This is a genomic window from Deinococcus carri, from assembly GCF_039545055.1.
Classification (GTDB): Bacteria; Deinococcota; Deinococci; order Deinococcales; family Deinococcaceae; genus Deinococcus; species Deinococcus carri.
Window position 1 is genome coordinate 19,262 of record NZ_BAABRP010000003.1, and the last position, 20,344, is coordinate 39,605.

Sequence of the window (20,344 nt, forward strand, 5' to 3'; positions counted from 1 at the left end):
GACCGGCGAGGAGGCGCACATGTGGCATCCCCCATCCGGGCGCGTATGCTCTCCCGGTGACTGCTGCCCCCGCCCGCACCGCCCGCCTGACTCCCGCCATCCTGCTGGCCCTCGCCCTGGTGTATGTGGTGTGGGGCAGCACCTACTTCGGCATCAAGGTCGCCATCGGGAGCCTGCCGCCACTGGGGATGCTAGGCGTGCGGTTTCTTGTAGCGGGGGCGCTGCTCTACGGCTTCCTGCGCTGGCGGGGCGCACCGCCGCCCACCGGGCGGGAGTGGCGGGCCAGCGCCATCGTGGGCCTGCTGCTGCTGGGCGGGGGCACCGGGCTGGTCACGCTGGCCGAGCGGGACGCCAGCAGCAGTGTGGCGGCGCTGGTGATTGCGGTGTCGCCCCTCTTCGCGGCGCTGTTCGGGCGGCTGTGGGGCGAGCGGACGAGCGGGCGCGAGTGGCTGGGCATCGCGGTGGGGCTGGCAGGCATCGCGCTTCTGAACCTGGGCGAACTGCACGCCACGCCGCTGGCGGCCTTCCTGCTGATTCTGGCCCCCATCTGCTGGACCTTCGGCAGCCAGTGGTCGCGGCACCTGCCCCTCCCCGCCGGGCTGATGGGCAGCGCCGCCGAGATGCTGACCGGGGGGGCGCTCCTGCTGCTGCTGAGCCTGGGGCTGGGTCAACTGGGCCTGGGCGAACACTGGGGCAGACCGACCCCGGCGAGCCTGTGGGCGCTGGCCTACCTGACAGTGTTCGGGAGCCTGGTCGCCTACAGCGCCTATATGTACCTGGTGGCCCACACCCGCCCCGCGCTGGCGACGAGCTACGCCTACGTGAATCCGGTCGTAGCGGTGCTGCTGGGCGTGGGCCTGGGCGGCGAGAGCCTCACGCGCCTAGGCTGGACCGCGCTGGGCGTGATTCTGGCGGGCGTGGTGCTGGTGGCCTGGCCGCGCCGCCAGCCTGCGGGGGCCGCAGGAGCGGGCGCATGAGCGCACCCGTCCTCACCCTGGAAGACGCTCCCCCCACCGACCCGGTCAGCCTGGTCGTGCGCCGCCGTATCCGCCCCGGCCGCGAGGCGGAGTTCGAGGCCCTGCTGGCCGAGGCCATCGGGCTGCTCGCGCGGCTGCCGGGCCACCGCGGCACCGGCGTTATCCGGCCCGCGCCGGGCGAGCGGGAATACACGCTGCTCTCACGCTTCGACACCTTCACGAGCGCCGCCGCCTGGGAACTGTCCCCCGAACGCGCCGAGTGGCTCGCGCGGGTGGCCCCGCTGGTCGACGGTCAGGTCAGCTTCGAGAAGCAGCCCGGCCTGGAGTTCTGGTTCACGCCCCCCGCCAGCCCCACCCTGCGCCAGCCGCCCCGCTGGAAGATGACGCTGCTGACCCTGGCCGCGCTGTACCCCGTCAGCGTGACGCTGGCGCTGCTGCTCGCGCCGGTGGTCGGGCACTGGCCGCTGCTGTGGCGGTCGCTGGCGCAGATGTGCCTTGTCGTGCCCACCATGACCTACCTGGTGATGCCGCTGGCGACCCGCTGGGCAGCGGGCTGGCTGGGCAGGCCGGGCTGAACTACAGCATTTCCAGCGGCACGGGCCGGGTGGGGGCCGGAAAGGCCTGGTCGAGCTGGGCGAGGTCCTCCGGCGTGAGCCGCACGTCCAGCGCCGCGCGGTTCTCGCGGACATGCGCCTCACGGGAGGCCTTGGGAATGGCGACCACGCCCGGCTGGCGCAGCACCCAGGCGAGCGCCACCTGCGCCGGGGTGGCCCCGTGCCGCCGCGCCACCTCCTGCAAGGCGGGCTGGCGCAGCAGCCGCCCCTGCTCGACGGGCGAATAGGCCATGATGGGCAGCCCCCGCGCCTGGCACTCCGGCAGCAGGTCCACCTCGATGCCCCGCCGGGTGAGGTTGTAGAGGACCTGGTCGGTCGCCACCGCCTCACCCCCCGGCACCCGTGCGAGGTCCCGCATATCCGCCGGGTCGAAGTTGCTGACGCCCCAGGCACGAATCTCGCCGGAGGCCCGCAACCCTTCCAGCGCCTCCACGGTTTCCGCCAGCGGCACGGAACCGCGCCAGTGCAGCAGGTAGAGGTCGAGATGGTCGGTCCCCAGCCACTTCAGGCTCTGGTGACAGGCCCGCACCGTTCCCTCGCGGCTGGCATGGCTGGGCAGCACCTTGCTGACCAGAAACGCCTCGTGGCGGCGGCCCCGGAGGGCCTCGCCCACCAGCCGCTCGGACGCGCCGTTTCCGTACATCTCGGCCGTGTCGATCAGGGTCATCCCGAGGTCGAGGCCGAGTTGCAGGGCGTACAGTTCCTCGCGGTAGCGCTCGGGGCGCTCGCCCATCATCCAGGTGCCCTGGCCGAGGATGGGCACGGGCTGGCCGCCCAGGGTCAGGGTCGGCAGGGGCTGATGTGGTTGGGTCATCCTCGCCCGTTCACACCTTCACGAATTCCTGCACGCCCATCACGAACATCACCGCGCCGCCCACCGCGACCTCCACCGGGTCGGCCGCCATGCCCTCGCCCTGTTCGCCCATCGGGACGCTGGGCGTAACCAGGCGGGTGCGGGTGCGGCAGGTCTGCTGCACGTGGCGCTTGAGTTCCGCGAGGCGCTCGTCGGGCACGCCAATCATCAGGGTGGTGTTGCCCTCGCGCAAAAAGCCGCCGGTGCTGGCGAGCTTGGTGACCTCGAAGGCGTTCTCCGACAGCGTACGCACCAGGCCGGCGGCATCGGCATCCTGAATCACGGCGAGAACCAGCTTCATGAAGCTCAGGATAACAGAGCGGAGGTGAGGGGCCGGTCAGCCGCTCCAGCCCAAGAGAAGCAGCCAGCCAAAAAAAGGCCCCCCGTGAGGGAGGCCAGCCGCAAAGGGTGCGCGGGGCTTACGCGACCTGCTTCTTCTTGCCCGCCGGGACGGGGGCCTGCTCCTGCCCGATGGCCTGGGTTTCCTTGAGGCGGAAAATCACCAGGCTGCCCACGAAGGTGCAGGTGATCATGCCGTGGGCGTTGAGCAGCGACAGCGCCTTCATCACGTCCTCGCGGGTCATGCGGAGCTGCTCGCTCATGTAGAGGGCACTGTCGGCGCGGCCTTCCAGGTAGTCACGCACGCGCTTGGCATCCTCGGTGAGGGGCGTGGCGGGCACGTCGGCCAGGCCGGGGTCCGCGAGGCCGTAGACGGCGCGGGTCCCGGTGCCGGGCAGGCGACGCACGCGGCCCTGGTCCAGCAGGCTCGCCAGCGCGGCGCGCAGGTGCGAGAGCGCCAGGCCGGTGGTCTTGGCGAGTTCGGTCTCAACCCATTCGGGTTTGCTTTCCAGCGCCCTCAGCACCAGCTTCTCGTTGGCACGCCGGGTTTCTTGCAGGTCTTCGAGGGTGGGGGGGTTGAACATGCGCTATCCTCCGGAGAATCCGAATTGAGCAGAGCGGCTGAAACCGTCACTGATGCGGCCGCCCGGTTTGGGGTCAAGTCAAAACAAGTGCGCCTGGGAGCGCAACTTTCCTATTGTGACAGGTTCTCATGCAGATTGCATGAGGTCTCTGACGGCCGGTTGATGTGCTGGCAGCAAGGGGCGAACACAGAAGGCGGAAGCCGAAAAGGTGGCCCATGGTAAGCGGTCCAGGCCAGCCCCACCGTGAGCCGGGCTGCCTTTAGGGGGGGGTGCGGTGGGGGTGGAAACGTTTTCGCCCGCGCTCCCGTACTCCCCCAGGGGAGGCACCATGCTGAACATCCAGAACCTGAGCAAGACCTACGGCAAACACGCGGCGCTGCGGGAGGTGAGCCTCGGCGCGCAGGGGGGTGAGGTGTTCGGGCTGCTGGGGCCGAACGGGGCCGGAAAGACCACACTGCTGCGTATCATCGCCACGCTGCTCAGGCCCACCTCCGGCACAGCCTCTCTGGCCGGGCACGACGTGCTGCGCGAACCGGAGGCGGTGCGGCGGGCCATCGGCGTGGTGAACGGCGGTATGGGCCTACCCGCGCGCCTGACCGGGCGGGAGGTGCTGCGCTCCTTCGCGGGGCTGTATGGTTTGAACCGGGCGCAGGCCGATGCCCGGATTGCCGAGCTGGACGAGGCACTCGACCTGGGCCGCACACTGGACGTGCGCGCGGGCGAGTACAGCACCGGCATGAAGCAGAAGGTGGTGATCGCCCGCGCCGTCATCCACGACCCACGGGTGCTGATTCTGGACGAGGCGGCCAGCGGCCTGGACATCTTCGCGCGGCGCACGCTGCTGGATTTCGTGGCGGCGGCGCGGCAGCCCGGCAAGCTGACGCTGTACTCCACCCACGTGATGAGCGAGGCGGAGGAGGTCTGCGACCGGGTGGCGATTTTGCACGAAGGGCAACTGGTGACGGTGGGGAGCGTCCCCGGCATCCTGGCGCAGACGGGCGAGCGCAATCTGGAACGGGCCTTTTTCGCGCTGGTGCGGGGGCAGGAGGCGGCGCATGCGTCCTGATTACATCTGGCGCGTCGCCTCACGCGACCTGCTTTCCACGCTGCGCGACCGGCGGACGCTGACCAGCACCATCCTGATTCCGCTGCTGCTGATTCCGCTGTTCACGCTGGGGCTGCCGCTCCTGCTGGGCCGCTTCATCGGCGGGCAGGCGCAGGAACGGCAGAAGGTGGGCGTGGTGGGCACGCTGCCCGCTCCCCTGCGCGCGACCCTGACCCGCGACGAGAAGACGCCGGACGGCACGGTGACGCGCGCCGGGGTGGCGCTGGTGTCGGTCCGGGACCCGCGAGCTGCGGTGCAAGCGGGCGAGGTGGACGCCGCCCTGCGCGCCCCCTCTCCCCTGCCCACCCGCGCGGGCGACGGCAGCGGTGAGCTGGAGGTCTACGCCAAGCTGGGCAACCTGCGCGCGCAGACGGGGGCCTTTGCCAAGGTGCAGGCCGCCGTGGAGGCGTACAACCGCACGCTGGCCCTGGAGCGCCTGAGGGGCGCGGGCCTGGGCGCGCAGACGCTGACGCCCGTCACCCTCTCCCCCATCGACGCCAGCCCGGAGCAGGAGCGGCGCAGCGGGCAGCTCGCCTTCCTGATTCCTATGCTGATGCTGAACTTCATCCTGACGGGCGCGATGGCGACCGCGCTCGACGCCACGGCGGGCGAGAAGGAACGCGGCACGCTCGAAAGCCTGCTGGTGTCCCCGGTGCGCCGCAGTGAGGTCGTGGCCGGGAAGCTGCTCGCCACCACGATCACGGCCCTCACGACCGCCTGTTTCAGTGTGCTGGGCTTCCTGCTGAGTGGCGTGTTGGCGCGGGCGGCCCTCTCGGGGGCACCCACCGAACTCACCCAAGCCTTTGGCGGACAGCTCACGCTGACCTTTGGAAGCGCGCTGGCCCTGCTGGGCACGGTGATCAGCGCTGCGCTGCTGATCAGCGCCGTCCTGATTGCCCTGAGCATCTACGCCCGCTCCTACAAGGAGGCGCAGACCTATGTCACACCCCTGACCCTGCTGATTGTCTTTCCCGCCGTGCTACTGCAATTCAGCGACTTCCTGAACCTGGGGGGCGGCATCTACGCCCTGCCCCTCTTCGGCAGCATGGTCGCCATCCTCGACACGGTGCGGGGCAACCTCACCGCCGGGCACGTCCTGACCGCCATCGCCGCCAACCTGCTCGGCGCGCTGCTGGCCGGCCTGCTGGCCCTGCGCTCGTTCGGGCGCGAGGAGGTGATTTTCAGGAATTAGCGGTGAAGCTCAGTGCGATGAGCCATGAGCTTTGAGTTCTGAAAAAGATGCAGAGGCCAGAGCTTTCTGGTGCCGGTTCATAGCTCACCGCTCACTGCTCAGAGCCAGACAAAGGGCGGGCCTCCCACACCCGGAAGGCCCGCCCCGCCTGCGCTACCGCTCAGCCCTGCGTCTTCGGGGCGTTGGGGTCGGTGATGATGTGACCGGAGCCGGAGGCGGGCTGGTCGGCCTGGGCCGCGCTGATGTCGGGCTGGCCTTCGAGGGCGGCACTTCCCGTCTCGTGCGGGCGGGCGACCAGGGGGTTGATGGTGGCCTCTTCCTTGCTCACGCTGTCGAGCAGGATGTCGAGCACGTCCCCTGAACGGGCCGCGTCCACGGCCTTATGGGTGATGATCTCGCCGACGTTCAGGATGATGCTGTCGTCGGGGGCGAGGATCACGCGGGTGACGGGGCGGCCCAGGGCGTCACGGATGCGCTGTTCCTGCATGTCCTGCTCGCGCTGGTCGAGGGCCTGCTCGGCCTCCTGCCGCTTGTCGCTGAACCAGGACTTGGCCCGGTCGAGCAGGTTGCTGGCCCCCTCGCTGACGCTGGACACGCCGCTCGCCAGGGCCGCACTGGCTCCGGCCGTCGTCGGGGTGGCCCCACTGCCGATCGTTGCGGCGATCAGGGCGGCCTCGGCCCCCGCCTGACGGGCACGCCCGGCCAGTTCCGGGGTCACGATCTGCCCCTGGACAGCCAGCAGGCGGCCACCGGACACGCGCACGTCCGACTTAACCCGGCGGCCGATGGTGTCTTCCAGGGTCGGCTCCTGCGGCGCGGTGGTCTGTTCGCGCAGCGACTGCACGCGATCCTCGATGGCTCCGCCGGTGGCGGCGGCGACAAGCGCACCCAGCCGCCCGGCCTGCTCGGCGCGGTCGGCCTGGAAGGCGGTGATCGTCTCGCCCTGGTGCACGAGCACTTCCTGCACGCCGTCGGCCACGTCCGCCGTCACGTCCTGCGCGGCGGTCTTGCCCACCACGTATTCCTTCTGGCGCTCGGCGGTAGCCCCGCGCAGGTCCTCGTAGCCACTCTGCACCCGTTCGCGGACACTGCCGTAGGTCTGGCTGAGTGCCCCACCTGTCGCGGCGGCGACGAGGGAGGCCAGCTTGCCTGCCTGATCGGCGCGCTCGGCCTGCTGCTGGGTGATGACGTCTCCCTGGTGGACCAGCACGCCGCCGTCGTCCAGAGCCACGTCGCTGCCCGCCGTCTTGCCGACCACGTACTCCTTCTGGCGTTCCTTGGTCGCCTCGGCGATGTTGCCGTAGCCTTCCTTCACGCTGTCGGCGGCATTCTGGTACGCCTCGCTGACGCTCTGGCCCGCCGACTGGAAGGCTCCCTTCAGGCCGCCCGGCTGCTGCTCCTGCATCGCCGTCGCCACGCTGACGGGCACGATGGCCGCGTCCTCGCCGATCTGGACGCTCTCGGGGGCGGGCACATAGGTCCGGCCACTGCTCAGGTCGCTGAAGACCCCACCGGTCGCCTCGTACCCCTCGACCCGGCCCGTGTGTTCGTCGAAGAACACGTCGGCGATCTTGCCCAGGTTCTCGCCCTCGGTGGTCAGCAGCGTCATGCCGATCAGGCTGACCTTGGAATCCAGCACCTCGGCCAGCCGCCCGTCCTCGCGGGTGGTCGTCACCGAGGCGGCGCTGTCTACCATGATGGCGTCCTCGCCAAAGGCGCGCACGGCCTCGAAGGGCACCACTCGCGCGGCGCGGAACCAGCCCCCCTCGTCGACCAGCAGGCCCAGCACCTGGTTGGCCTGGTGATCGAACACGAGATCGCGCACGCTGTCCACGCGCTCGCCGGTGTCGATGGCGACGATGTTTTCTCCAAGCAGTTCCTTGCCTTTGATCATGATGTCACTCCAGTGAGGGGGTGGGAAATATGGGGGAGCGCGGGCGGGCGCACGAACGTCAGAAGCCCAAGTTCAGCAGACCGCGGGGTTTGAGGTACAGGAAGTACACCAGCAAAAACAACACCACCAGAATCACGATGACCAGCAGCACTGTCTTGCCGCCACCACCACTGTCGCCTTGCAATCGAGCCATGTGAAGTCCTCCACTTCCAAGTCTAGAAACGCTTCCAGGCCGGTGGGAGGGTGGGCCACTTAGGCCGGGTTGACTGAACCTTACGCCGACCTTAAGGCTGGCCGGGAGCCTAGACTCCGGGCATGTCCGAGCCGCTGCCTCATCTTCATACCGCTCCCCCACATGGCCCGCACGAGGTGCCGCTGGCCGGGTTGCCCCTGACCGTGCTGGTGGGCGTGACGGGTGTGGGCAAAAGCACGGCGCTCACCGCGCTGCGGGCCGCCGACCCGGCCGCGCGGGTGCTGCCCGACCGCCGCGAGATTACCGACCAGGTGATGATTCTGCCGCTGGCCGGGCGGCCCATCACCGACCGCGCCGAACGCTTCCGCCTGACCGCCCGCTACCGCGAGGGGCACCCCGGCGGCATGGCCCAGGCCCTCGGCTCCCTGACCGCCGACACGCGCTGCTGGGGCCAGCGGCCCCTCTTCGACGGCCTGCGCGGGCTGGAGGAGGTCCGGTACGCCGCGCAGACCTTCCCCGGCTGGCGCTTCGTGGCCCTGCACGCGCCCGACGCGGTGCGGGTCCGCCGCCTGCTGGGCCGCGCCGACGCCTTCGACCGGCTGGAGAACGCCCCGGCGGGGGGCAACCTGCGCGCGCGACTGGCCGCCCTGCCGGGTGTGGACGCGGTATTTACGCCCGCCGAACTGGACACGCTCGCCGCGCTGGAGGGTGCGGGCTGTTCGGCGGCGGACATCCTCGCCAGGACGGGCATCGTGGTCAGCGAGCGGCAGCACTACGACCCGGACGCCGCCGCCGCCTTCCTGCGGACGCTGCCGCCGGAGCGGGCGCTGGTGCTGGACACGGTGGCCCTCTCGCCGGACCAGGTGGCTGCGGCCATCCGGGCGTGGGCATGAGCGCGCCCAGGGTCGCGCGGGTGGAGGGCCTGCCCTACCGCCTGCCGCTGCGGGGCACGCTGGCCTGGGGGGCACACAGCGCCCTGAGCGCCGCCGAACATGTCCTGGTGCGCGTCACGCTGGAGGGCGGCATCGTCGGCACCGCCGAGGCCACACCGCGCCCCACCATCTACGGGGAAACGCCGCAGAGCGTGGTCGCCATCCTGCGCTACCTCGAACCTGCCCTGCGGGGCCTGGACATCACGGACGAGACGGCCCTGAACGGGGTGCGAAACAGCGTGGCGAACAACCACACGGCGCGGGGGGCGCTGGATATGGCCCTCTGGGATGCCCGTGCGCGCGCCCAGGGCCTCACGCTGTGGGACACGCTGCTGGGGCCGCGACACCGGGTGCGCGTGAGCTTCATCCTGGGCATCGACACGCCCGCCGGCATGCTCGCGGAGGCCGAGCGGGTGGTCGCGGCGGGGGTGCGCTGCCTGAAGGTGAAGGTGGGCCGCGACCACGCCCGCGACCTCGCGGTGATTGCGGAGTTGCGCCGCGCTTTCGGGGCAGAGGTGCAGCTCTACGCCGACAGCAACGAGACGCTGACGCCGGAGGCCGCCCCCGCCGCGCTGGCTGCCATGCGTGAGGCGGGCCTGACCTACGTGGAAGAACCCCTCCCCGTGCGGGAGCTGCGGGCCAGGGCCGACCTGCACGCGCGGGGCCTGCTGCCCATCGTCGCGGACGATTCCTGCTTCACGCCCGCCGACCTCGCCCGCGAACTGGACTTCGGCACCTTCGACATCCTGAACGTCAAGACGGCCCGCAACGGCTTCACCGACGGCCTCCAGATGCTCGCGGCCGCCGCCCGGCACGGCAAGGGCGGCATGGTCGGCTCGCAGGCCAGCACCGGCCTGGGCACCCTCCATGCCGCCCTACTCTCCACCCAGCAAGAAGTGACCGAGCCGTGCGAACTGAGCTTCGTCCTGAAGCTGGAAGACGACCTGCTCGACCGGCCCATCACCTTTGAAGACGGCTGGCTGGACGTGGCCGCCCTGCGCGAGCACCGGCTGGACCCGGCCAAACTGGAACGCTACCGGCTGTGACGTGCCCCTGTCTGGACGCCTCAGCAGGCGATAGCACAATTGTCCCCCTCCTCCTCCCGTAAAAATGAGACATGAGCCAAGAAATGCTCAATGTGTTGGCCCTCCCCCTGCTGTTCAGCATCCTGGCGGGCACCTATGCCTACCTGCGCTTTCCCGCCCGCCGCCCGCGCGTGCTGCTCACGCTGATCCTGTTTCAGCTTGTCGGGGGGTACGGCCACGCCAGCCAGCCCAGCGCTAGCCTCTTCGGCCTGCTGGCGCTGCACGGGCTGGTCGTGTTCGGGCTGCTGCTGCACAGCCTGCAAACCCCGCAGCCGGAACTCGCGCCCGAGCGGGTGCGGCGCAAATAGCCGTTCGGGGAGGCAAAAGGGGGCGGCTCCGGCAGTGGCGGGAGCCGCGTTTCCTTTGGGAGCGGGGCGCGTAGCATGGGGGCATGAGCGACCCCGTGCTGCGGAAAATCAGCGAGGAAGAGTACCTCCGCACGGAGGAAACCAGCCCGGTCAAGCGGGAGTACGTGGACGGCTTCGTGTATGCGCAGGCTGGAGCGAGCCTGCCGCACAACCGCATCGCCACCAACATCCAGGCCGTCCTGATTCCCGCCACCCGAAGCCGTGGCTGCTGGTCCTACGCGAGTGATATGAAAGTGCAGGTCAGCAGCCCCGGACGGCTCCGCTACTATTACCCCGACATCGTCGTGATCTGCGAACCGCACGAGGACCTGAGACAGGCCGAAACCCGCCCCTGCCTCGTCGTGGAAATTCTGAGCCAGTCGACCCGGCAGGTGGACCTGACCTACAAGGCGCAGGACTACCTGAGCCTGCCGAGCCTTCAGGGCTACCTGCTGGTAGACAGCGAGAATCGGGCCGCCGAACTGTACAAGCGCCTACCCCAGGGCTGGACCGTAGACATCGTGCAGGACGAGGTGACGCTGCCCTGCCTGGACATTCCCCTGTCCCTGGACGACATCTACGCCGGCGTGACCCTCTAGCGGCCCCAACAAGAGGAAGGGCCACCCGGCAGGTTGGGGTGGCCCTTCCTCTTTGGGCTTTGGGTGCTTCAGCCTTACGCCGTCGCGCCCTGGCCCTGCTCGCTGCGCTCCAGGATGCCGCGCAGCACGGTCTGGAGGATGCCGCCGTTCTTGTAGTAGTCGATCTCGACCGGGGTGTCGATGCGGCACTGGAGGGTGATCTCGCGGCTTGCGCCGTCCTTGCCGGTCACGCGCAGGGTCACGTCCTGGCGGGGCTTCAGGTCGGCGGGGAGGAGGATGTCGAAGGTCTCGTCGCCCTGGATGCCCAGGCTGTCGGCGGTCTGGCCGTCCTTGTACTGGAGGGGCAGCACGCCCATGCCAACGAGGTTGGAGCGGTGGATGCGCTCGAAGCTCTCGGCGATGACGGCCTTCACGCCCAGCAGGAAGGTGCCCTTGGCGGCCCAGTCACGCGACGACCCCATGCCGTAGTCCTTGCCCGCGAACACCAGCAGCGGGATGTTCTGCGCCTTGTAGCTCTGGGCGGCGTCGAAGATGGTCGTGGTCTGGTTGTCGGTGAAGTCGGTGGTGAAGCCGCCTTCCGTGCCGGGGGCGAGCTGGTTCTTCAGGCGGATGTTGGCGAAGGTGCCGCGCGTCATGATGCGGTCGTTGCCGCGGCGCGAGCCGTAGGAGTTGAAGTCCTTGGGCTGGATGCCGCGCTCCAGCAGGTAGCGGCCCGCGGGGGTGTCGGACTTGAAGCTGCCCGCCGGGCTGATGTGGTCGGTCGTCACCGAGTCCCCGACCTTCACCAGCGCACGCGCGCCCTCGATGCTGACAATCTCGCTGGGACCGCCCGCCAGGTTCTCGAAGAAGGGTGGGTTCTGGATGTAGGTGGACTCGGGGTTCCAGTTGTACAGCGCGCCCTCGCTGACGGGGATCGCGTTCCACTCGGCGTTGCTCTTCTCGATGCCGTTGTAGACCCGCGCGAACATCTCGGCGTTGATGGCCTGATCCATGATCTGCGCGATCTCGGCGTTGGTGGGCCACAGGTCACGCAGGTACACGGGCTGGCCGTCCGCATCGGTGGCGATGGGGTCGCTCACGATGTCGTTCACGACCGTGCCCGCCAGCGCGTAGGCCACCACCAGGGGCGGCGAGGCGAGGTAGTTCGCCTTGATGTACGGGTTCACGCGGCCCTCGAAGTTGCGGTTGCCCGACAGCACGCTGGCGACCACCAGGTTGCCTTCCTCGATAGCCTGCACGACGGGTTCGGGGAGGGGACCGGAGTTCCCGATGCAGGTCATGCAGCCATAACCGACGGTGTTGAAGCCGATCTGGTCGAGGTAGGTTTGCAGGCCCGCGTTTTCCAGGTACTCGGTCACGACGCGCGATCCGGGCGCGAGGCTGGTCTTGACCCAGGGCTTGGGCCGCAGGCCACGCTCGACCGCCTTCTTGGCGACCAGGCCCGCCGCGATCAGCACGCTGGGGTTGCTGGTGTTCGTGCAGGAGGTGATGGAGGCCAGCGTCACCGCGCCGTGCCCGATCTTGATCTCGGTGCCGCCGACGGTGCCCTGGTCGTCCAGCTTGTCCGCGGGCAGTTCGAAGCCACGGTTCTTGACGGGGGCGGCGAGCGCCTCAGCAAAGACGCTGTGCATGTCCGCCAGGTTCACGCGGTCCTGCGGGCGCTTGGGACCCGCCAGGCTGGGCACGATGGTCGAGAGGTCGAGTTCCATATTGTCGGTAAAGACCGGGTCGGGCGTCTCGTCGGTGCGGAACATGCCCTGGGCGCGGTAGTACTGCTCCACCAGCTCGATCTCGTCTTCCAGGCGGCCCGTGCGGCGCAGGTAACGCAGCGCCTCCTCGTCGACGGGGAAGAAGCCCATCGTCGCGCCGTACTCGGGGGCCATGTTGGCGATGGTCGCGCGGTCGGGCAGGGTCATGTTGCTCAGGCCCGCGCCGTAGAACTCCACGAACTTGCCCACCACACCCTTCTCGCGCAGCATCTGCGTCACGCGCAGCGCGAGGTCGGTGGCGGTCGCGCCCTCGGGCATCGCGCCCGTGATCTTGAAGCCCACCACTTCCGGCATCAGCATGTAGATGGGCTGCCCCAGCATCACGGCCTCGGCCTCGATACCGCCCACGCCCCAGCCCACGATGCCCAGGCCGTTGATCATGGTGGTGTGGGAGTCGGTGCCCACCAGCGAGTCGGGGTACACGACCACGCCGTCGTCTTCCGGGCGGCTCTGCACGCCCTTGGCGAGGTATTCGAGGTTCACCTGGTGAACGATGCCGCTGGCAGGCGGGACCACGCCGAAGTTGTCGAAGGCCTGCTGCCCCCAGCGCAGGAACTCGTAGCGCTCGCGGTTGCGCTCGAACTCCAGCTCCATGTTGTGCTGGAGCGCCAGCTCGGTGCCGAACTCGTCCACCTGCACCGAGTGGTCGATCACGAGGTCCACCGGAATCAGCGGGTTGATCTTGGCAGGGTCGCCGCCCAGGGCCACCATCGCCGTGCGCATCGCCGCGAGGTCCACCACGGCGGGCACGCCGGTGAAGTCCTGGAGGATCACGCGGGCGGGCTTGAAGGGAATCTCGATTTCCTCGTTGACGGGCTTCCAGTTCGCCACGGCCCGCACGTCTTCCTGGCGTACGTCGTAGTCGTTGGCCTCGCGCAGCACGCTTTCGAGCAGCACCTTCACGCTGAAGGGCAGGCGGCCGATGTCGGCCCCCTCCACCTGGAGCTTGTTGAGGTTGTAGTAATACAGGGTCTGGCCGGCTTTGGTGGTGAGCGTGTCGCGCGCACCGAACAGGTTCATCGCCATCTCTGGGTTCCTCCTTGCCCCGCAGGGGGCCGCCCGCGTCGGCGGGTTCGATGCCCTCATCATAAGCCGCGCCGCGTGGCCCGGACCCCGTTACTGACGCAGGCACGGTGTCTCTACCCTAGGGACAACAGAAGGACTTCTATCCCTCTCCCCTCGCACGGCAGGGGTGCGGGAATTGGAGGGGCGGGGTGCCCGGACCGGGACCGCAGGGGATGAATACAATCTCAACCCGTGTGGGGCGGCGGGCGGGGTAGGCTGGGGTCACACCACAGTTCAGGGAGGTTCACCATGAGTGACGACAAGCCCCACCCGCCCGCCGAGCGCAGCCCGCAGGGCGGCCAGAAGGACACCGACGACCTCAGCGGCGTCAAGGACGTGCAGCGGCCAGGGATGAAGGAGAAGTCCGAACAGGTCGAGCAGTTGCCGGACGCCGTGGTCAGCGACCGGCCCGACGCCTCACGCTGAACGCGACCGGGAGACACCATGACCGACCCACCATCCAGTGAACACGAAGGACAGACCGGCCCCCAGGACAACGTGCCGCAGGAGCGCATCAAGACCAATCCCAACTGGGACACCGGCGGCGAGAAAACGCCCAGCGAGGGCCAGCAGGACCGCTACTGGGACCAGACCAGCGACGACAACCGGGACGCGGGGGCGGACACGCCCACCACCGGCCAGTCCCAGGACGACGAGGCCAGTGTGACCGGCGTGCGGGACCGCAACCCCAGCACCTACGGCGGGATGGAGGGAGGCCAACCCGCCAGCGGAGCCACCACCAACCCCGACAAGACCGTGGATGGGGAGCAGGGCAGCTAGAGGGATAAGGAACGGCTGACTCCCACAGCGCAGTTTGAAACCTCCATTTCTCTGCACCTGTCTGGCGAACTGAGAACCACGTGCCTACCCGTGAACGAACTCCCGCTGAAGAACGTTTCCGCGCGTTCCAGAAGGGTAATCGTTGTCTCGTGGCCGTGATGACCCTGGGGATGCTCAGGCTGATTGAGGAAGGTTACGCCACCTACCGCAAGGAGGGCCACACAGTTGAGTTGTGGCCCACGACGCTGGCATTCGACATGATCAGGCGGTACTACCATTCTTACCAGAAGCCCTCTCAACCGGACCGGGAGGCGGCTGAATGCTACCGGACGATGCAAGGAGCCTTCGAGGACGAGGAGCATGAATGGCTACTACGTGCCTGGGAACTATTCCTCGCCAGTTATTACGGTCACGACAGGACTCTGACCTTTGACAGCGACCACTGAAGAAGGAATCACCATAAAGGTGTGTCTCTCCCTCTTCTGATGCGCCGTAAGACTCATATCACCCACCCGGAAACTCGACCAGCACATGCTCGGCGCTGAAGCCCGGCCCCATCGCGCTCAGCAGGCCCCGGCCCTGGGGGTGGCGGCGCAGGGTTTCTTCCAGCACGAACAGCACGGTCACGCTGCTCATGTTGCCGTGCTGCGCCAGCACGCGGCGGCTGGCGTCCAGCGCGCCGGGGGGCAGGTCCAGGGCTTCCTCGTAGGCGGCGACCACCTTCACGCCGCCGGGATGGACGACGAAGGTCTGCACGTCGTCCCGCGTCCAGCCGTGGGCGGTCAGGGCTTCTTCCACGTTCTGCTCCATCATCGAGCGCACCAGGGTAGGGATGTCGCGCGAGAAGCGGACCTTGAGGCCCTCGTCCACGATGTCCCAGCCCATGATGTCCTCGCTGGCCTCGATCAGGGTGGAGTAGCCGCCGTGCAGGGTGAGCAGCGGCGGGGGGCCGGGCACGTCCGGGGCGGTGACGACCAGCGCCGCGCCGCCGTCCGAGAACAGCGCCGTGCCTACGAAGTTGCTCTTGGACTCGTCGCCGTGAATCAGGGTGACGCTGCACAGCTCAACCGCCACGTACAGCACGCGCCGGAAGCCCGCGCGCACCAGGTCCGCCGCCCGGCTGAGGCCCGCTGCCCCGCCCGCGCAGCCCAGGCCCCACACCGGAAGGCGCGCCGCGTGGCGATTCAGGCCCAGCGTCTCGATCAGGTAGGCGTCGAGGCTGGGGGCGCTGATACCGCTGGTGTTGACCACCACGACGGCGTCCACGTCGGCAGGGGCAAGTTCGGCCCGTTCCAGGGCCTCTCGGGCCAGGCGCAGGGTCAGGGCGCGGGCCTCCTCGACAAAGACCGCGTTCTTCTCGCCAAAGCCGCGTTCCTGGCGGTACCAGTCCAGCGGGCGGGCCAGCGAGCGCGACTCGATCTGCGCGTTGTCGAACACGTCCAGCATGTGGGCACGCGCCGCCATGCGCGGGAACAGGGTCCGGGCCGCCTCACGCACCTCGGTCTGGGGCGTGCGGTGGGGAGGATTCCCCGTGACCAGGGAACGCACCGTGGGGGCAGAAAGCATGGCGCATTCTCCCCCCTCCACACGCGGTGACCGTGCGGGAAGGCACGGTGGGCCTGACGCGGCCTTTAGGGTTTATACGGGTTCCGCCCAACCCCCGACGAAATCGGGAAAGCGCTGATTCGAGAATGCCTTATCCCGGCAACCCTCAACGTTCCTCCTCGCTCACCTCGGGTTGAACCGTTTTTGACACTGCTGGGCCGCCGTATTCGAGGGGAAACTCGTGCCCGCCTACAACCGCTCCAGCGTCTCGCGGGTCCGCTCGCCCCGCAGGTTCCCGGTGTTGAGGGTCGAGGCGGGTTCGAACAGCACCACCCACACCTCCTCCGTCTCGGCCACCGGCAGATGCTCGACACCGCGCGGCACGACCAGGAACTCGCCCTCGCCCAGCCGCACGTCGCCGTCCCGGAAGCGCAGGCACAGGCGGCCCCGGATCACCCAGAACAGTTCGTCCTCGTGGTCGTGGTGGTGCCAGACGAACTCGCCCCGGAGCTTCGCCACCTTGACCTGCTGGCCGTTCAGCTCCGCCACCACCCTGGGGTTCCAGGCGTCGTCGAATTGCCCGAACTTCTCGACCAGGTTCACCGGGTCCATCTTCAGCCTCGTGCCGCCTGCTGCCGCTGCCACTCCTCGCGGCCCACCTCGTCGAGCAGCCGGAAATCCTCGTCGGTGAGGTGGAGGCCCGCGGCGGCCACGTTCTCTTCCAGGTGCCGCACCTTGCCGGTACCGGGGATGGGCAGCATGACGGGGCTGCGCCGCAGCACCCAGGCGAGCGCCACCTGCGAGGGTGTGGCCCCCAGGCGCGCGGCGACCTCGGCCAGCACGCTGCCCTCCTGGGCCAGGCGGCCCGCCGCGAGTGGGTACCAGGGCAGGAAGCCCAGGCCCTCGCGCCCGCAGTAGTCCAGCACGTCCTCCGACTTGCGGCTCACCAGGTTGTAGAGGTTCTGCACCGTCGCCACCGGGAACACGCGCCGCGCGGCCTCGATCTCCTCGACGCTCACCTCGCTGAGGCCCGCGTGCCGGATCACGCCGCGGTCCATCAGCTCGCGCACCGCCGCGAACTGCTCGTCGCGGGGCACCTTGGGGTCGATGCGGTGAAGCTGCCACAGGTCGATGCGCTCCACCCCCAGGCGGCGGCGTGACAGCTCCGCCTGCTGAATCAGGTACTCGGGGCGGCCACACGGCGGCCAGACGTTCGGGCCGGTGCGGGTCAGGCCGCCCTTGGTGGCGACCACTACCGTGTCGTAGGGGTGCAGCGCCTCGCGGATCAGTTCCTCGCTGACGGCGGGGCCGTAGGAGTCGGCGGTGTCGATCAGGTTGACGCCCAGCTCGGGCAGGCGGCGCAGCGTGGCGAGCGCCCCCTCACGGTCGGCCGGTTCGCCCCAGACCCCCTCCCCGGTGATCCGCATCGCGCCGAAGCCCAGGCGATTGACCGTCAGGTCGCCGCCGATCTGGAAGGTGCCGCTCTGGGCGGCGTTCAGGGTGGTTCCCCGCAGGGTGGTGTCGGTCATGGTCTGCTCCTCCGCCGCGCATTGTGACGGCTCAGGGGTGAGGGAAGGGGGACGGATGAAAGAAGGCGGGCAGAGCGTTCCCTCATCAGCCGCGCGCCTCCTCGGCTTCCGGCTCCCCGCGCTCGGGCACGTCGCAAGTTTCGCGGCTCACGAACTGCGAGAGCCTCTTGCGGTGGCGGCTGCTCCAGTCGATGGTGGGCCGCCGCTCTCCCTCGGGCAGGTAGCCCAGGCGGTACACCGCCATCAGTTCGAGGTTCTCCGGCACGCGCAGCAGGTCGCGGATCGCCTGCCATTGCCGCGGGATTTCCATCGGCGTGGAGACGAACTGGATGCCCATGCCCAGCGACCCGACCGTGTTCCAGATGTTCTCGACTGCCGCCCCCAGTCCGAAGACGCTGTAAAAGGCGCTGAGTTCGCCGGGGCGGTACTCGGTGCGGTCAAGCAGCGCGGCCAGCAGCAGGGGACTGCCCGCGACGAGCTTGCGGTTGTCCTCGCCCAGCTTGCGGGCCACCCCGAGTTGACGCAGGAGTTTCAGGCCCGCGTCGGAAAAGACCTGCCGGGTAAAGGGCCGCAGCGGCCCCGGCAGGTGGTCGATGTGGATGCCGTCGCGCCGCTCGTCCATCTCAGCCGCGCTGAAGCGGAAGTAGCGGCGGTAGCGCTCGAAAAAGACGCCCGCCTCGATCAGCTCAGTCATGCTCTCGCCGGAAATGTCGGCAATCCGGGCGATGGTGTCCGGGTTCTCGATCAGCACAAAGCGCCAGGGCTGGCTGTTGAAATGGCTGGGGGCCGCCTGCGCCGCCCGCATCAGCAGGTGCTGGTGCCCACGCGACACCGGGTCAGGCAGGAAGGGACCATTGGTGGTGCGGCGGGCCAGCATGGCCCTCACCACGGCGGGCAGGTCCGCCGGGGCGGGGTCAGGCGGGGTCCGGGGGGCGGGCGGGCGGGTCATCGTGCCCAGGCTAGCGCGTTGCGGGAGGCCCACACGTCCCGCCGACGCCCATCCCGACAGGTCCTGACCTGAATCGGCCCTAGCCTGAGGGAGTGAATACTGCCGCCTTCTACCACTACCTGACCCAGACACGCCGCGCGCTCCGGGAAACCCTGCGGTCCATTCCCGACGAACAGCTCTCGCGGGCCGTGATTCCAACGGATGGGGCACGCTGCGTCAAGGACCTGGTGATGCACGTCGCCGTGGTCGAGGACGGCTGGTTCCGGGGCGACATCCTGGGCCAGCCGCTGGTGCGGGAACACTTTGGCTGGACGCCCCCCGCCTCCGCCGACGAGTACTGGCACCATCAGGACAGGCCCCTGGAGGAGCTGCTCGCGTACTGGGAGGCCGTCGAGAAAGACACGCTGGCCCGCTGGCCCGAGCTGATGGCACAGGCGGCGACCGACCGCCGCGTCCCGGTCGACGAAAACCGCCCCGAGACGAGCACGGTGGACGAGGTGCTGTGGCACGTCATGCAGCACGAGGTGCGGCACACGGCGCAGATCGTCCAGATGATCCGCCTGCTCGGGCAGGTCCCGCCCGCACTCGATCTGGTGTTTTTCGCCGCGCGGTGACACGGGGCCTATCACCCCGCGCCGGGCTACCACGCCCCCCACGCGCCCAGGGCAAACGCGGCAGCGCAGACGAGCGCCCGTTGCCAGTGGTCGGCGCGGCCGGGGCGGGTGCGCGGCATGGTCAGCAGCAGCGCCAGCGCGGGCAGCAGCGCCCAGGCCCGCGCCCCAGCCCACCAGCCCAGGCCCAGCGAGAGCAGCGTTCCCGCACACACCGCGAAGAACAGCGCGTGGTGCGGCCAGTGGGCCAGCCGCGCCCCCGGAGCAGCGCGCCGCCAGCCCCGTTGCAGGCTCAGGCCCAGCAGCAGCAGCCCGGCGAGCAGCCCGGCAGTCACGAGCAGCGCGAGGCGGTGCGGTTCCACGTTCGGCATGCTCGCACACGGCCGGGGGGCGTATGGTGCCCCCATGCAGCGCCTCCCCGCCCTTCTCGCCCTCGCCGCCCTGCTGACGTCGGCGCTCCCCGGCTGCGGCCCGAAGGCCGAACCCGACCTCACGGCCCGCGTGCTGTTTACCGCCAACGGCAGCTACGACGCCCAGGCCGACATCCGCGACCGCATCGGCGGCGGCCTGCGCCGCGACGTGTGGACCAGCCGCCCGCCGCTGCCCGCCCAGGCCATCACCGTCCGCTACGACGGCAACAACCGCCCCCTCTCCTGGGAGATGCTGGTCCAGGGACCCCGCTTCACCGCCCGCGACCTCGCCGGCCAGGATGCCCGCACCGTCCAGACCCCCCGGGGCGAGGGCCTGCGCCCTGCCGGGGGCCGCCTGGAGAGCGTGCTGATCCTGTCCACCCCGGAAGGCCTGCGCCTGCTGACGCGGGGGTTCGCGGCGGGGCAGGAGCCGGAGCTGTTGTCGGCGTTCAGGTGAGCCGCCAGCTTCCAGCGGCCAGCACAAAAAAGGCCCCGGCCTGGGCCAGGGCGTTCGCCTTCTTTGCTGGCGGCTGGAAGCTGGCGGCTGGCCGCTTACGCCAGCAGCTCGCCTTCCCCAAAGAACAGTCCCAGTTCCCGCGCGGCGCTCTCGGGGGAGTCGCTGCCGTGGGTCACGTTCTCGCCGGTGGTGGTGGCGAAGTCGGCGCGGATGGTGCCGGGGGCGGCGTTGGCGGGGTTGGTGGCTCCCATCATCGCGCGCCAGCCGGCGATGGCGTTCTCGCCTTCCAGGGCGATGGCGACAACCGGACCGCCGGTGATGAAGTCCACCAGTTCCCCGAAGAAGGGGCGCTCGCGGTGTTCGCCGTAGTGCGTTTCGGCGACCTCGCGGGGAATCAGCATCTGCTTGAGGCCGACCACGCGGTAACCCTTCTGCTGAATACGGGCGAGAATCTCGGGGGTCAGGCCGCGGCGCACGCCGTCGGGCTTGATCATGGCAAAGGTGCGTTCCATACC

25 protein-coding genes are annotated in these 20,344 nt (G+C 69.4%); 13 read left to right on the forward strand and 12 right to left on the reverse strand.

The features are described 5' to 3' along the window. The first annotated feature begins 56 nt into the window (after nucleotides 1-56). Nucleotides 57-977: a drug/metabolite exporter YedA gene (gene yedA / locus ABEA67_RS06360; RefSeq protein WP_345462640.1), complete on the forward strand. Its 921-nt coding sequence runs from the start codon at nucleotides 57-59 to the stop codon at nucleotides 975-977. Then, on the forward strand, nucleotides 974-1,552 hold the full coding sequence (locus tag ABEA67_RS06365; RefSeq protein ID WP_345462643.1) for an antibiotic biosynthesis monooxygenase: 579 nt from the start codon (nucleotides 974-976) through the stop codon (nucleotides 1,550-1,552). Before yedA ends, ABEA67_RS06365 begins: the two co-directional genes overlap by 4 nt. Nucleotide 1,553: 1 nt before the next feature. On the opposite strand, the gene ABEA67_RS06370 is transcribed toward ABEA67_RS06365, so the two are convergent. The 3 genes from ABEA67_RS06370 to ABEA67_RS06380 all read right to left on the reverse strand — a co-directional run bounded on the left by ABEA67_RS06370 (nucleotide 1,554) and on the right by ABEA67_RS06380 (nucleotide 3,367). After that, nucleotides 1,554-2,405, reverse strand: a complete 852-nt coding sequence (locus ABEA67_RS06370; protein WP_345462645.1) for an aldo/keto reductase — start codon at nucleotides 2,403-2,405, stop codon at nucleotides 1,554-1,556. A 10-nt stretch (nucleotides 2,406-2,415) separates the two neighbouring features. After that, on the reverse strand, nucleotides 2,416-2,745 hold the full coding sequence (locus ABEA67_RS06375; RefSeq protein WP_345462647.1) for a cyclic-di-AMP receptor: 330 nt from the start codon (nucleotides 2,743-2,745) through the stop codon (nucleotides 2,416-2,418). Between the two features lie 118 nt (nucleotides 2,746-2,863). Further along, nucleotides 2,864-3,367: a transcriptional regulator gene (locus tag ABEA67_RS06380; protein ID WP_345462649.1), complete on the reverse strand. Its 504-nt coding sequence runs from the start codon at nucleotides 3,365-3,367 to the stop codon at nucleotides 2,864-2,866. A 328-nt stretch (nucleotides 3,368-3,695) separates the two neighbouring features. Between ABEA67_RS06380 and ABEA67_RS06385 the strand changes: the two genes are divergently transcribed. Beyond that, nucleotides 3,696-4,433: an ABC transporter ATP-binding protein gene (locus tag ABEA67_RS06385; RefSeq protein ID WP_345462652.1), complete on the forward strand. Its 738-nt coding sequence runs from the start codon at nucleotides 3,696-3,698 to the stop codon at nucleotides 4,431-4,433. Then, the gene (locus ABEA67_RS06390; RefSeq protein WP_345462655.1) at nucleotides 4,423-5,664 is read left to right on the forward strand and encodes an ABC transporter permease; all 1,242 of its coding nucleotides are present in this window, start codon (nucleotides 4,423-4,425) and stop codon (nucleotides 5,662-5,664) included. Before ABEA67_RS06385 ends, ABEA67_RS06390 begins: the two co-directional genes overlap by 11 nt. Before the next feature lie 160 nt (nucleotides 5,665-5,824). On the opposite strand, the gene ABEA67_RS06395 is transcribed toward ABEA67_RS06390, so the two are convergent. Together ABEA67_RS06395 and ABEA67_RS06400 are read right to left on the reverse strand one after the other, a co-directional pair. Then, nucleotides 5,825-7,558 carry a PRC-barrel domain-containing protein gene (locus tag ABEA67_RS06395; RefSeq protein WP_345462657.1) on the reverse strand — a complete coding sequence of 578 codons (1,734 nt, stop codon included), beginning with the start codon at nucleotides 7,556-7,558 and terminating at the stop codon, nucleotides 5,825-5,827. A gap of 58 nt (nucleotides 7,559-7,616) precedes the next feature. Then, on the reverse strand, nucleotides 7,617-7,751 hold the full coding sequence (locus tag ABEA67_RS06400) for a hypothetical protein (RefSeq protein WP_345462660.1): 135 nt from the start codon (nucleotides 7,749-7,751) through the stop codon (nucleotides 7,617-7,619). A 122-nt stretch (nucleotides 7,752-7,873) separates the two neighbouring features. On the opposite strand from ABEA67_RS06400, the gene ABEA67_RS06405 reads away from it, so the two are divergent. The 4 genes from ABEA67_RS06405 to ABEA67_RS06420 all read left to right on the forward strand — a co-directional run bounded on the left by ABEA67_RS06405 (nucleotide 7,874) and on the right by ABEA67_RS06420 (nucleotide 10,714). Then, on the forward strand, nucleotides 7,874-8,644 hold the full coding sequence (locus tag ABEA67_RS06405) for an ATPase (RefSeq protein WP_345462663.1): 771 nt from the start codon (nucleotides 7,874-7,876) through the stop codon (nucleotides 8,642-8,644). Then, a complete protein-coding gene (locus ABEA67_RS06410; protein ID WP_345462666.1) occupies nucleotides 8,641-9,729 on the forward strand; it encodes an enolase C-terminal domain-like protein in 1,089 nt (362 codons plus the stop codon). The genes ABEA67_RS06405 and ABEA67_RS06410 overlap by 4 nt, the downstream gene beginning before the upstream one ends. A gap of 71 nt (nucleotides 9,730-9,800) precedes the next feature. Beyond that, nucleotides 9,801-10,076: a hypothetical protein gene (locus ABEA67_RS06415; protein ID WP_345462669.1), complete on the forward strand. Its 276-nt coding sequence runs from the start codon at nucleotides 9,801-9,803 to the stop codon at nucleotides 10,074-10,076. 83 nt (nucleotides 10,077-10,159) lie between these two features. Further along, nucleotides 10,160-10,714, forward strand: a complete 555-nt coding sequence (locus tag ABEA67_RS06420; RefSeq protein ID WP_345462672.1) for a Uma2 family endonuclease — start codon at nucleotides 10,160-10,162, stop codon at nucleotides 10,712-10,714. Between the two features lie 74 nt (nucleotides 10,715-10,788). On the opposite strand, the gene acnA is transcribed toward ABEA67_RS06420, so the two are convergent. Beyond that, nucleotides 10,789-13,509: an aconitate hydratase AcnA gene (acnA, locus tag ABEA67_RS06425; RefSeq protein WP_345462675.1), complete on the reverse strand. Its 2,721-nt coding sequence runs from the start codon at nucleotides 13,507-13,509 to the stop codon at nucleotides 10,789-10,791. A 288-nt stretch (nucleotides 13,510-13,797) separates the two neighbouring features. On the opposite strand from acnA, the gene ABEA67_RS06430 reads away from it, so the two are divergent. The 3 genes from ABEA67_RS06430 (at nucleotide 13,798) to ABEA67_RS06440 (ending at nucleotide 14,774) form a co-directional block, all read left to right on the forward strand. Continuing rightward, entirely contained in the window at nucleotides 13,798-13,974 is a 177-nt protein-coding gene (locus ABEA67_RS06430; protein WP_345462678.1) for a hypothetical protein, read from the forward strand. An 18-nt stretch (nucleotides 13,975-13,992) separates the two neighbouring features. Continuing rightward, nucleotides 13,993-14,328, forward strand: coding sequence for a hypothetical protein (locus ABEA67_RS06435; protein ID WP_345462681.1), 336 nt, complete (start codon nucleotides 13,993-13,995; stop codon nucleotides 14,326-14,328). Nucleotides 14,329-14,477: 149 nt separating this feature from the next. After that, nucleotides 14,478-14,774: a hypothetical protein gene (locus tag ABEA67_RS06440; protein WP_345462684.1), complete on the forward strand. Its 297-nt coding sequence runs from the start codon at nucleotides 14,478-14,480 to the stop codon at nucleotides 14,772-14,774. Nucleotides 14,775-14,832: 58 nt separating this feature from the next. On the opposite strand, the gene ABEA67_RS06445 is transcribed toward ABEA67_RS06440, so the two are convergent. From ABEA67_RS06445 to ABEA67_RS06460, 4 genes are all read right to left on the reverse strand, one after another. Beyond that, complete coding sequence (locus ABEA67_RS06445; RefSeq protein WP_345462687.1) at nucleotides 14,833-15,894, reverse strand: type III polyketide synthase; 1,062 nt, start codon at nucleotides 15,892-15,894, stop codon at nucleotides 14,833-14,835. Nucleotides 15,895-16,122: 228 nt separating this feature from the next. Continuing rightward, a complete protein-coding gene (locus ABEA67_RS06450) occupies nucleotides 16,123-16,485 on the reverse strand; it encodes a cupin domain-containing protein (RefSeq protein WP_345462690.1) in 363 nt (120 codons plus the stop codon). A 2-nt stretch (nucleotides 16,486-16,487) separates the two neighbouring features. Then, nucleotides 16,488-17,402, reverse strand: coding sequence for an aldo/keto reductase (locus ABEA67_RS06455; protein WP_345462693.1), 915 nt, complete (start codon nucleotides 17,400-17,402; stop codon nucleotides 16,488-16,490). An 85-nt stretch (nucleotides 17,403-17,487) separates the two neighbouring features. After that, nucleotides 17,488-18,279, reverse strand: coding sequence for a nitroreductase family protein (locus tag ABEA67_RS06460; protein WP_345463187.1), 792 nt, complete (start codon nucleotides 18,277-18,279; stop codon nucleotides 17,488-17,490). 164 nt (nucleotides 18,280-18,443) lie between these two features. Here ABEA67_RS06460 and ABEA67_RS06465 point away from each other — a divergent pair, with 164 nt between their 5' ends. Then, a complete protein-coding gene (locus ABEA67_RS06465; RefSeq protein WP_345462695.1) occupies nucleotides 18,444-18,965 on the forward strand; it encodes a DinB family protein in 522 nt (173 codons plus the stop codon). A gap of 26 nt (nucleotides 18,966-18,991) precedes the next feature. Here the strand turns inward: ABEA67_RS06465 and ABEA67_RS06470 are convergent, their stop codons facing one another. Further along, the gene (locus ABEA67_RS06470; protein ID WP_345462697.1) at nucleotides 18,992-19,333 is read right to left on the reverse strand and encodes a hypothetical protein; all 342 of its coding nucleotides are present in this window, start codon (nucleotides 19,331-19,333) and stop codon (nucleotides 18,992-18,994) included. Between the two features lie 34 nt (nucleotides 19,334-19,367). Between ABEA67_RS06470 and ABEA67_RS06475 the strand changes: the two genes are divergently transcribed. Next, nucleotides 19,368-19,829, forward strand: a complete 462-nt coding sequence (locus tag ABEA67_RS06475; protein ID WP_345462700.1) for a hypothetical protein — start codon at nucleotides 19,368-19,370, stop codon at nucleotides 19,827-19,829. 95 nt (nucleotides 19,830-19,924) lie between these two features. On the opposite strand, the gene ndk is transcribed toward ABEA67_RS06475, so the two are convergent. Continuing rightward, complete coding sequence (ndk, locus tag ABEA67_RS06480) at nucleotides 19,925-20,341, reverse strand: nucleoside-diphosphate kinase (protein WP_345462703.1); 417 nt, start codon at nucleotides 20,339-20,341, stop codon at nucleotides 19,925-19,927. Nucleotides 20,342-20,344 lie beyond the last annotated feature (3 nt).